This is a genomic window from uncultured Microbacterium sp., assembly GCF_963521695.1.
GTDB lineage: Bacteria > Actinomycetota > Actinomycetes > Actinomycetales > Microbacteriaceae > Microbacterium.
In genome coordinates this window covers 1-9237 of sequence record NZ_CAUQWC010000141.1, presented here as the reverse complement: position 1 = coordinate 9237, position 9237 = coordinate 1, and the positions used below count along the sequence as shown (strand labels likewise).

Annotated in this window: 9 protein-coding genes; 5 read left to right on the top strand and 4 right to left on the bottom strand. The window is 72.2% G+C overall.

Features of this window, described 5'->3' with window-relative positions; genetic code table 11:
* Window positions 1-1087 (top strand): DUF5719 family protein (locus RWP81_RS11035; protein WP_314456058.1); only part of this gene is annotated, 1087 nt, incomplete at its 5' end.
* A gap of 84 nt (window positions 1088-1171) precedes the next feature.
* Here RWP81_RS11035 and RWP81_RS11030 read toward each other — a convergent pair.
* The gene (locus tag RWP81_RS11030) at window positions 1172-1603 is read right to left on the bottom strand and encodes a hypothetical protein (RefSeq protein WP_374108650.1); all 432 of its coding nucleotides are present in this window, start codon (window positions 1601-1603) and stop codon (window positions 1172-1174) included.
* Between the two features lie 155 nt (window positions 1604-1758).
* Between RWP81_RS11030 and RWP81_RS11025 the strand changes: the two genes are divergently transcribed.
* Entirely contained in the window at window positions 1759-1965 is a 207-nt protein-coding gene (locus RWP81_RS11025; RefSeq protein ID WP_055958394.1) for a DUF3499 family protein, read from the top strand.
* A gap of 139 nt (window positions 1966-2104) precedes the next feature.
* Here RWP81_RS11025 and RWP81_RS11020 read toward each other — a convergent pair whose 3' ends face one another.
* Window positions 2105-2935: an RDD family protein gene (locus RWP81_RS11020; protein WP_314456055.1), complete on the bottom strand. Its 831-nt coding sequence runs from the start codon at window positions 2933-2935 to the stop codon at window positions 2105-2107.
* 16 nt (window positions 2936-2951) lie between these two features.
* Here RWP81_RS11020 and RWP81_RS11015 point away from each other — a divergent pair, with 16 nt between their 5' ends.
* From RWP81_RS11015 to katG, 3 genes are all read left to right on the top strand, one after another.
* Window positions 2952-3947 carry a stage II sporulation protein M gene (locus RWP81_RS11015; protein WP_314456053.1) on the top strand — a complete coding sequence of 332 codons (996 nt, stop codon included), beginning with the start codon at window positions 2952-2954 and terminating at the stop codon, window positions 3945-3947.
* Between the two features lie 71 nt (window positions 3948-4018).
* On the top strand, window positions 4019-4480 hold the full coding sequence (locus tag RWP81_RS11010) for a Fur family transcriptional regulator (RefSeq protein ID WP_314456051.1): 462 nt from the start codon (window positions 4019-4021) through the stop codon (window positions 4478-4480).
* A complete protein-coding gene (gene katG / locus RWP81_RS11005; RefSeq protein ID WP_314456049.1) occupies window positions 4477-6735 on the top strand; it encodes a catalase/peroxidase HPI in 2259 nt (752 codons plus the stop codon). Before RWP81_RS11010 ends, katG begins: the two co-directional genes overlap by 4 nt.
* Before the next feature lie 382 nt (window positions 6736-7117).
* Here the strand turns inward: katG and RWP81_RS11000 are convergent, their stop codons facing one another.
* Window positions 7118-8077, bottom strand: coding sequence for an NAD-dependent epimerase/dehydratase family protein (locus RWP81_RS11000; RefSeq protein ID WP_314456047.1), 960 nt, complete (start codon window positions 8075-8077; stop codon window positions 7118-7120).
* Window positions 8074-9237, bottom strand: a 1164-nt coding sequence (locus RWP81_RS10995) for an AMP-binding protein (RefSeq protein WP_314456045.1), incomplete at its 5' end; no start/stop codon positions are given. The genes RWP81_RS11000 and RWP81_RS10995, both read right to left, overlap by 4 nt.

The following is a 9237-nucleotide window of genomic DNA, read 5'->3' as shown; positions in this document are numbered from 1 at the left end:
GGCGACGGGAGCCTCCGACGGCGACGCCCCGGTCCTCCGAGCGGCGCCGCGCGAGGGGGTCCTGACCTCGATCGCTGCGGCGACGTCGGCCACCGCCGCCTCCGACGACCTCGTCGGCTTCGCGGCATCCGCGTGCCGTCCGCCGCTGGCGGAGTCGTGGCTGGTGGGCGGCGCGAGCACCACGGGCGCGAACGACCTCATCGAACTGGCCAATCCCGGCAGCGTGCCGGCGACGGTGCAGCTGTCGGTGTACGGCTCGCAGGGCGCGTCGACGCCGCCCAGCGGACAGAACATCGTCGTCGCGGCCGGCGAGCGCCGCATCGTGCCCCTGGCGGGACTGCTGCTGGGGGAGGAGAGCCCCGTCGTGCGGGTCGTCTCGTCCGGTGCCCCCGTGCACGCGGCGCTGCAGACGAGTGTGACCCGGGTGCTGCTACCCGGCGGTGTCGAGCAGGTGGCACCGACGGCGCAGGCCGACACGCGCCTGGTGATGCCGGGTGTGCAGGTCATCCCGGCCGCGGCGGGCCAGGCCGGCACCGTCCTGCGCCTGCTGGCGCCGGGTGAAGACGCCACCGCCACCATCACCCTGGTCCCGGTGGGTGCCGCGACCCCCGCCCCCGCCGCCTTCGACATCCCGCTGAGCGCCGGACTCCCCACCGCCGTCGACCTGTCGGGCACAGCCGAGGGCATGTACACGGTCGAGGTGTCGGCCACCGCCCCCGTCGTGGGCGCGACGTGGTCGACGACGGGCTTCGGGGAGGGCGTCGACTTCGCCTGGTACGCCGCGGCCCCCGAGATCGCCGATCCCAGCGTCATCGCCGTGGCCCCCGGCTCCGGCGCGGCTGTCGTGCTCGCGACGGGCACGAGCGACGCGAGCGTCACGCTCACCCCCGTCGAGGGCGGCGACCCCGTTTCGAACTCTGTCACCGCGGGTTCGAGCACAGCGCTGTCGGTCGGGGCGGGCGTGTACCGCCTCGAGACGACCGCGCCGGTGCGCGCCGCCGTCACCTACGCCGGGACGTCGGCACTGGCGTCGTACCCGCTCTGGCCGGCGGATGCCGCGGCGTCGGCGGTCACCGTCCTGCCCTGAGGTGCTGGCCGGGCAGCACGTGCCGGGGTCGCATCGCCGTGACGGCGAGATGCGCCAGATCGCGTCATCCCCCGAGGCGGTGGCTCAGAAGAACCGGAACCGCTCCGGTCCGAGGTCCCAGGGATCGCGATCGAGGTACTCGGCGGCCGCGCGGAACACGGCCCCCTCGATCACCATGCGACGGTGCAGATCGTCGTCGTGATGCGGGTGTCCCAGGCGTTCGATGGGCACGCGGTACAGGATGATGCGTTTCTGCTCCCGCAGAACCGTCCAGCGCGGGATGCCGTCGGCCGAGGCGGGGGGCATGATGCCGATCTCGAACGACACCTCGCGCAGGTCGGTCCAGGCCGAGCGCAGGAACTCCGCCGCGGTGCTCACGGCGATGTCGAACCTCTCGACGCGCGTGTCGATCGGGGGCAGCGGCGGTCGCACCACCGGGCTGCGGTTCTCGCGCCCGTGCCGCCCGTGACGCGACGGGCGGGCGACCGGCCGCGCTTCGCGGGATCGGCGACGCATCATGCGCCCATCCTACGTTCGCGCGTGCGCCCGGGTGGGCAGACCCGGGCGCACTGGGTCGGCAGACCCCGCGTGCCACGGTGGTGAGGGAGCGGATGCCGGGCATCGGCGCGGCGTGAAGGCTGCGGGGGAGGTGCTGACTAGGCTGACCGGCGATGCGCGACAGACTCTGCTCGAAGGTGGGATGCGCCCGCGAGGCGATGAGCACCCTCACCTACGACTACGGCGACCAGATGGCGGCCCTGGGCCCCATGGGTCCCGCTGGCGACCCTCACGCGCACGACCTGTGCGCGATCCACGCCGACCGGCTGTCGGTGCCCAAGGGCTGGGTCGTCGTGCGCCACGAGACGCTGCGCACCTGATCCGTTCGCGCCGGGAAGGCGCGCGCGGGAGGTCGGGTTCCGGATCCCTCCACGGGGGTTTCGGGGCGTGCTTCGTCGTTCGGGGCAGACGATTCTCGCCCCGAACGGCCAGATACGCCCCGAACCGAACCCCTGCGGCTCAGGGCTGCTCGGTGAGCGCTGCGGCCCGCGAATTCTCCAGGACGAGCGCGCGGTACTCGCGGTCGCGCCGCGCGGCCGACACCGCTCGGACGAACGTCTCGGCATCCACGGACGGATGGGGTGAGACGAAGGGGCGCACGGCCTCGGCCAGGGATGCCGCGACGCGGGCTCGGGCGGCAGGCTCCAGTGCCTCGGCCCCGCGCACGAACTGCGACATGCGCGCGGCGAGACGATCGGGCAGCCGTGAGACGTCGGCGATCTCGGCCCAGGGCTCGAGACCCGGTGGCACCCCGGGGGCCGCGGGCGGCAAGGGGCGCGTACGGGTGCGTTCGCTGGCCGTACCCGCCAGCAGATCGCCGAGGCGTTGCGCGCGCGGCGTGAAGATGCCGACCACGGCCGCGATCGCGCCCAGGGTGAACCACAGCTCGAGCACCCCCACCAATGCGCGGATGAAGGCCTGCCGGAAGCCCGCGGCGCCGCCGTCGGTGCGCACGATGCGGGCACCCACGGCGAGGCGACCGAGACTGCGCCCGCGAGACAGCGTCTCGACCGTGGTGGGCAGCACCACCATGACGACCACGAGCAACGAGATGACGCCGATGCCGATCGCCGACTCCGGCAGGGTGCCCGCCCCGATCATCCAGAGCAGGAGCAGTGCACAGCCCACCAGCACGGCGACACCGACGACGAAGTCGATGACGGCTCCGAGGGCGCGGAGGAAGAAGCCGACCGGTTGAACGTCGAGGGCGACAGCTTCGCCGGTGAGGATCTCGTCCGCGTTCATGTGCACCACGGTGACCGGGGGAGCGGGGGTCGGAGGCAGAGCCATGCGTACAGTTGATCACATGGACCTCGACGCCCTCACGGCCGCTCGGCGGGACGAGTGGGCCCGTCTCGACGAGCTCGGGCGCACGCGGCATCTGAGTGGCCCCGAGGTCGACGAACTCGTCACCCGCTACCGTGCGGCGTCGGCCGATCTCGCCGACATCAAGACCTCGGCGGGGCGGACGCCCCAGGGCGATTACGTCTCGATCCTGCTGGCTCGCACCCGCCTGCGCCTGACCGGCGTCCGCGAGAACGTGCTCAAGCAGCTTCCCCGCTTCTTCCTGCTGCAGCTGCCGGCTGCCCTGTACCGCGTGCGTTGGATGACGCTGGCAGTGACGGTGTTCTTCCTTCTGGTGTCGACGCTGGTCGCCCTGTGGATCTCGGGCGATCCCGCCGCGATCGCCGCACTCGGCGCGCAGAGCGATCTGCAGAACTACGCCGACGAGCAGTTCGTGGACTACTACCGCGAGAATCCGAACGCGATCTTCGCGGGGACGGTCTGGACCAACAACGCCTGGATCGCTGCGCAGTGCGTGATGTTCGGGGTGACCGGGGTGTGGCCGCTGATGGTGATCATGCAGAACGCCGTGGGCGTGGGCCAGTCGGCCGCGATCATGATCGCCTTCGACCGCGCCGACGTGTTCTTCCAGTTCATCCTCCCGCACGGACTGCTGGAGCTCACGGCCATCTTCGTCGCGGGGGCGGCGGGGCTGCAGATCTTCTGGGCGTGGGTCGCGCCCGGCCGACGCACGCGCGGGGAGGCCCTCGCCGCTGCCGGTCGGTCGCTCGCGACGGTGGCGGTGGGACTCGTCTTCGCCCTCGCGCTGTCGGGCGTCGTCGAGGGGTTCGTGACCCCGCGCGACTGGCCGTGGCCGATCAAGATCGCCATCGGGGCTACGGCGCTGGGCGTCTTCCTCGTCTACATGCTGTGGGTGGGTCGCCGAGCGTCGCTCGCCGGTGAAACGGGTGACGTCACGGAGTACGAGGCGGGGACGCCGACGCTGACGGCCGGGTGAACGGCATCCGGCATCCGATCGTTTCCCGGCGTGTCATTTTTGATTCACTCAAAAGTAGGTAGGCTCGTCGCATGCTCGACAGCCGACCGGATGCCGCCGCGGATGCCCTCATCCGCGATGCGGGCCTGCGGGTCACGGCGACGCGCGTCGCCGTGCTCGAGGCTCTGCGCGCGCATCCGCACGCCACGGCGGACGCCGTGTTCGATGAGATCCGCGGCATCCTTCCGGGCACCAGCAAGCAGTCGGTGTACAACGCGCTCGGCGACTTCGCCGACGCGGGCCTCGCCCGGCGTATCGAGCCCGCCGGTCACGCCGGCACGTTCGAACTGCGCGTGGGCGACAACCACCATCACGTGGTGTGCACCTCGTGCGGACGCATCGACGATGTGGACTGCGTGGTGGGCTCCGCCCCCTGCCTGCACGTGCCGGAGGGAAGCGGCTACCTCATAGAGACCGCCGAGGTGACGTTCTGGGGCGTGTGCTCCGATTGTCGAGCGAAGTCCGAAGCCGAAAAACCGAGAGGATCCCGATGAGCGACACTCTGAACGGATGCCCCGTCTTCCCCGACGGCGCCGCCCCCGACGACAACCGACTGCCGGTGGGCGAAGCCCCCGCCGACAGCGAGCCCGCCGGTGCCCTGCCGCACCCGACCCAGGGTTCGGCCAACCGCGTGTGGTGGCCCGAAGCCCTGAACGTGAAGATCCTCGCGAAGAACAACGCGCTGCGCGACCCCCTCGACGAGGGCTTCGACTACCGCGCGGCGTTCGAAGCGCTGGATCTGGATGCCGTGAAGAGCGACATCCAGCACGTCATGACGACCTCGCAGGACTGGTGGCCCGCCGACTTCGGTCACTACGGCCCGCTGATGATCCGCATGGCCTGGCACAGCGCCGGCACCTACCGTGTGACCGACGGCCGTGGCGGCTCGGGCGCCGGCATGCAGCGCTTCGCCCCGCTGAACAGCTGGCCCGACAACGTCAACCTCGACAAGGCCCGCCGTCTGCTGTGGCCCATCAAGAAGAAGTACGGCCAGTCGATCTCGTGGGCAGACCTCATGATCCTCGCCGGAAACGTCGCGCTCGAAGACATGGGTTTCCCGACCTTCGGCTTCGCCGGCGGCCGCACCGATGTGTGGGAGCCCGACGACGACGTGTACTGGGGCCCGGAGACCACGTGGCTCGGCGACGAGCGGTACACGGGCAACCGTGAGCTCGAGCGCCCCCTGGCGGCGGTGCAGATGGGTCTCATCTACGTCAACCCGGAGGGCCCCAACGGCACGCCCGACCCGCAGCTGTCGGCGCACGACATCCGCGAGACGTTCGGCCGCATGGCCATGAACGACGAAGAGACCGTCGCCCTCATCGCCGGTGGCCACACCTTCGGCAAGACGCACGGCGCGGCGAGCGACTCGCACGTGGGTGTGAACCCCGAAGCCGCCGATATCAACGACCAGGGCCTGGGCTGGACGAACAGCCACGGCACCGGCAAGGGCGACGACACGATCACCAGCGGTCTCGAGGTCACCTGGACCTACCACCCGACGCGCTGGGACAACGAGTTCTTCCACATCCTCTTCGCCTACGAGTGGGAGCTCTTCCAGAGCCCCGCGGGCGCGCACCAGTGGCGTCCCGTCAACGGCGGCGGCGCGGGCCTCGTGCCGGAGGCGCACTCCGACGGCCGCCGAGAGCCCCGCATGCTCACCAGCGACCTGGCCCTTCGCGTCGACCCGGCCTACGAGAAGATCTCGCGCCGCTTCGCCGAAGACCCGGCTGCGTTCCAGGACGCCTTCGCCCGCGCCTGGTTCAAGCTGACCCACCGCGACATGGGCCCGCGCGAGCGCTACCTCGGCTCCGAGGTGCCCGCCGAGGTGCTCGTGTGGCAGGACGCGGTGCCCGCCGTCGACCACGCGCTGATCGACGCCTCCGACGCGGCGGCGCTGAAGCGGCAGATCCTCGACAGCGGCCTCACGGTGCAGCAGCTGGTCACCACAACCTGGGCCGCGGCATCCACCTTCCGCGGCTCCGACAAGCGCGGTGGCGTGAACGGTGCGCGTATCCGCCTCGAGCCGCAGAAGAGCTGGACGGTCAACAACCCCGAGCAGCTGGCATCCGTTCTCTCGGTCCTCGAGAACATCAAGGCCGACTTCGACGCGCAGGCCGCGGACGGCAAGAAGGTCTCGATCGCCGACCTGCTCGTGCTCGCGGGTAACGCCGGTGTCGAGCAGGCCGCCCTCGCCGGCGGCGTCGAGGTCGAGGTGCCCTTCACCCCCGGCCGCACCGACGCGTCGCAGGAGCAGACCGAGATCGCCTCGTTCCGTTGGCTCGAGCCGATCGCCGATGGCTTCCGCAACTACGCCTCGCGCGAGACGCGGCTGCCGGCGGAGTTCCTCCTGCTCGACAAGGCCAACCTGCTCACGCTCACCGCGCCCGAGATGACCGTGCTGGTCGGCGGGCTCCGCGCGATCGGGGCGAACTGGGACGGCAGCGACTGGGGCGTGTTCACCGACACCCCGGGCGCGCTGACCAACGACGTGTTTGCCAACCTGCTCGACCTGGGCGCGACGTGGAAGCCGCTCGACAGCGGAAAGCACGCGTTCGAGGGCACTCGCGACGGGTCGGGGGAGCGGATCGGGATCGGCACGCGTGTCGACCTGGTCTTCTCGTCGAACTCCGAGCTGCGCGCGCTCGCCGAGGTCTACGCCTCGGACGACGCGAAGGAGAAGTTCGTGCGGGACTTCGTCGCCGCCTGGCGCAAGGTCACCGAGCTCGACCGGTTCGACCTGGTCTGAGTGCGACCCGCCGCGGCTCGGTCGTCGCGGCATCCGGAAGGCCCGTCCCCCGTGGGGCGGGCCTTCCGTCGTGCGCGCGCCGGGCCTCGCCGCCGGGCGCCGCCGCTGGGCGCGAAATCACACGATCCGCGCGAGGTGACAGGTCGCGGGGTGGCTGGGGTGTGTGAGGTGGTCACGATCGTGTGATCTCGCGCGTGCTCGTGACCGCGTCGTCGTCGCAGCGCGGCGGGGCCTCGCCGGGGAGACGACGGGGTGGTTCGCTGCGAGGTCACACGATCCGCGCGAGGTGACAGGTCGCGGGGCGGCCGGGGCGTGTGCGGTGGTCACGATCGTGTGATCTCGGCCGATCCGGCGGCCAAGCGGTCCGGCGACCGCGCTGGCCTCAGGCGAGCGACAGGCGGCGCAGACCCTCGTCCAGCGACACCGAGGGGGTCCAGCGCAGGTCGCGGCGGATCTCGGTCTGATCGAACCAGTGCGCCGTCGACAACTGCTCGGCGAGGAAGCGGGTCATCGGCGGTTCGTCCTCGCCCGGACGCACGGCCCACACGCGCTCGACGAGGGCGCCTGCCGCGCGAGCCAGCCCCGCGGGCACGCTGAACCTCGGCGGGGTGACACCCGAGGCCCGGCAGATGCCGGCGAGCAGGTCGCCGACCGGACGCGGCTCGCCGTTGGTCAGCACGTAGGCGCGTCCGCTGACGTCGTCGACGCGCGCGAGGGCGGCGGCGATCCCGGATGCCGCATTGTCGACGTACGTGGAATCGATGAGCGCCGTACCCCCGTTCAGCAGGGGCAGACGGCCCCGGCGCGCACGGTCGACGATGCGGGCGATGAGCTGCGTGTCGCCCGGGCCCCAGACCAGGTGCGGGCGGATCGCGACGAGTGCGGTGCCCGATCCGGCGCGCGAGAGCGCCAGCAGTTCGGCCTCGGCCTTGGTGCGCGCGTATTCGCCGTGCGCGGCATCCGGATCGGCGGGCTCGGCGCCGACGCCCGCGAGAGCGTGCCCGGCGTGCGCGACCGACGGCGAGGACACGTGCACGATGCGCGAGACGCCGGCGGCGGCTGCGGCGTCGAGGAGCGTGCGCGTCCCTTCGACGTTGACCGCGCGGAACTGCGCCGGGTCTCCCGCGAGCGACACCTTGGCTGCCAGGTGCACCACGCCGTCGATGCCGTCGAGGGCGGATGCCACGGCATCCGGATCCGTCACGGAACCGAGACGATCCTCGGCGCCGTCGACGCGCGAGGGGCGGCGCTGGAGGGTGCGGACGGAGTGTCCGGCGTCCTGCAGGGCACGCACGACGGCCCCGCCGAGGAAACCGGACGCACCGGTGGCGAGCACCCTCACGGCGCCGTGGGCTTCTCGCCGGCCAGGAGGCGCTCGGCCCACGCGGCGACGCGGGTGCGGTCGATCTTGGAGTTGTGACGGATGTCGGTCGGAAGGATGGGCACCACCAGGACGGCCGCCAGCCGCTGCGGCGTCGCGGCACGGACGGCATCCGTGAGGGCGGGGGATGCGAGCCCGGGGCGTCTTGCGCCGGCCTCGACGACGGCGACGACGACCTGACGGCCGACGGGTCCGACTCCCACGGCCGCGGCGCGTGCGACGGCGTCGACGGTCTCGGCATCCTGCTCGATGCCGACCGGGGTCACGGGGCCCTCGGCGGTGGTGATGACGTGGGGGAGTCGCCCCTCGACCCAGAGGCGTCCGTCGGCATCGAGGTGACCGACGTCGCCGGTGCGGTGCCACCGGTCGGGGAGGCCCCGACGCGCCTCGCGGTCGGTGAGGTAGAGGCGGAAGTAGCCCCGCTTGAGGTGGGGGGCGGAGATGACGATCTCGCCGGTCACCCCGGCATCCGTCGTCGGCTCTCCGCTGGCGCGGCCGCCGGCGTCGATCGCCGAGATACGCACCTGGCCCGTGCCGAGCGGCCGGCCGACGCAGACCCCGCGGTCGCCCGCAGCCTGCTCGATCTCGGGCAGCGTCACGTCGGCGACGAGCAGGCACTCCGTCATGCCGTAGGGCGTGTGCGCGACCGCGTTCGGCATCAGTCGCTGCGCGCGGCGGAGCAGGTCGATGCCGACCGGGGCGCCGGTGGACAGGAACGTCTCGACCCGATCCAGCGCGGCGCGGTCATCTGTCGTGAGGTCCGACGCGGTCGCGACGACGTTGGCGACGGCCGCGGGGGAGAGGAACACCATCCGCGCGTCTGAGGCCCGCACGGCCGCAGCGACGGCGGCGGCGGTGAGGGTGCGCGGAGCGGAGACGTCCATATCGGGTGTTGCCGAGCGCGTGCCGAGGGCGGGGCCGAGCAGCGCGAACGGCGCGAAACCGGTCACGAGACCCGTGTCGGCGGTGACGCCGAAGTGCGCGGCGAGGGTGTCGCGCAGGGCGGTGAGCTGCGCGTGCGTGTAGACGACGCCCTTGGCCGGCCCGGTCGAGCCGGACGTGAACAGCACCGCGGCGTCGGCGTCGGGCGCGGGCGGTGCGGGCAGGGCGCGACCGCGCCC

Bases quoted from the DNA above. Each gene is read 5' to 3' on its own strand.
- RWP81_RS11015 (WP_314456053.1), top strand. From the start codon at position 2,952: ATGGACCTCGACGCCCTCACGGCCGCTCGGCGGGACGAGTGGGCCCGT.
- katG (WP_314456049.1), top strand. From the start codon at position 4,477: ATGAGCGACACTCTGAACGGATGCCCCGTCTTCCCCGACGGCGCCGCC.
- RWP81_RS11030 (WP_374108650.1), bottom strand. From the start codon at position 1,603: ATGCGTCGCCGATCCCGCGAAGCGCGGCCGGTCGCCCGCCCGTCGCGT.
- RWP81_RS11025 (WP_055958394.1), top strand. From the start codon at position 1,759: ATGCGCGACAGACTCTGCTCGAAGGTGGGATGCGCCCGCGAGGCGATG.
- RWP81_RS11020 (WP_314456055.1), bottom strand. From the start codon at position 2,935: ATGGCTCTGCCTCCGACCCCCGCTCCCCCGGTCACCGTGGTGCACATG.
- RWP81_RS11010 (WP_314456051.1), top strand. From the start codon at position 4,019: ATGCTCGACAGCCGACCGGATGCCGCCGCGGATGCCCTCATCCGCGAT.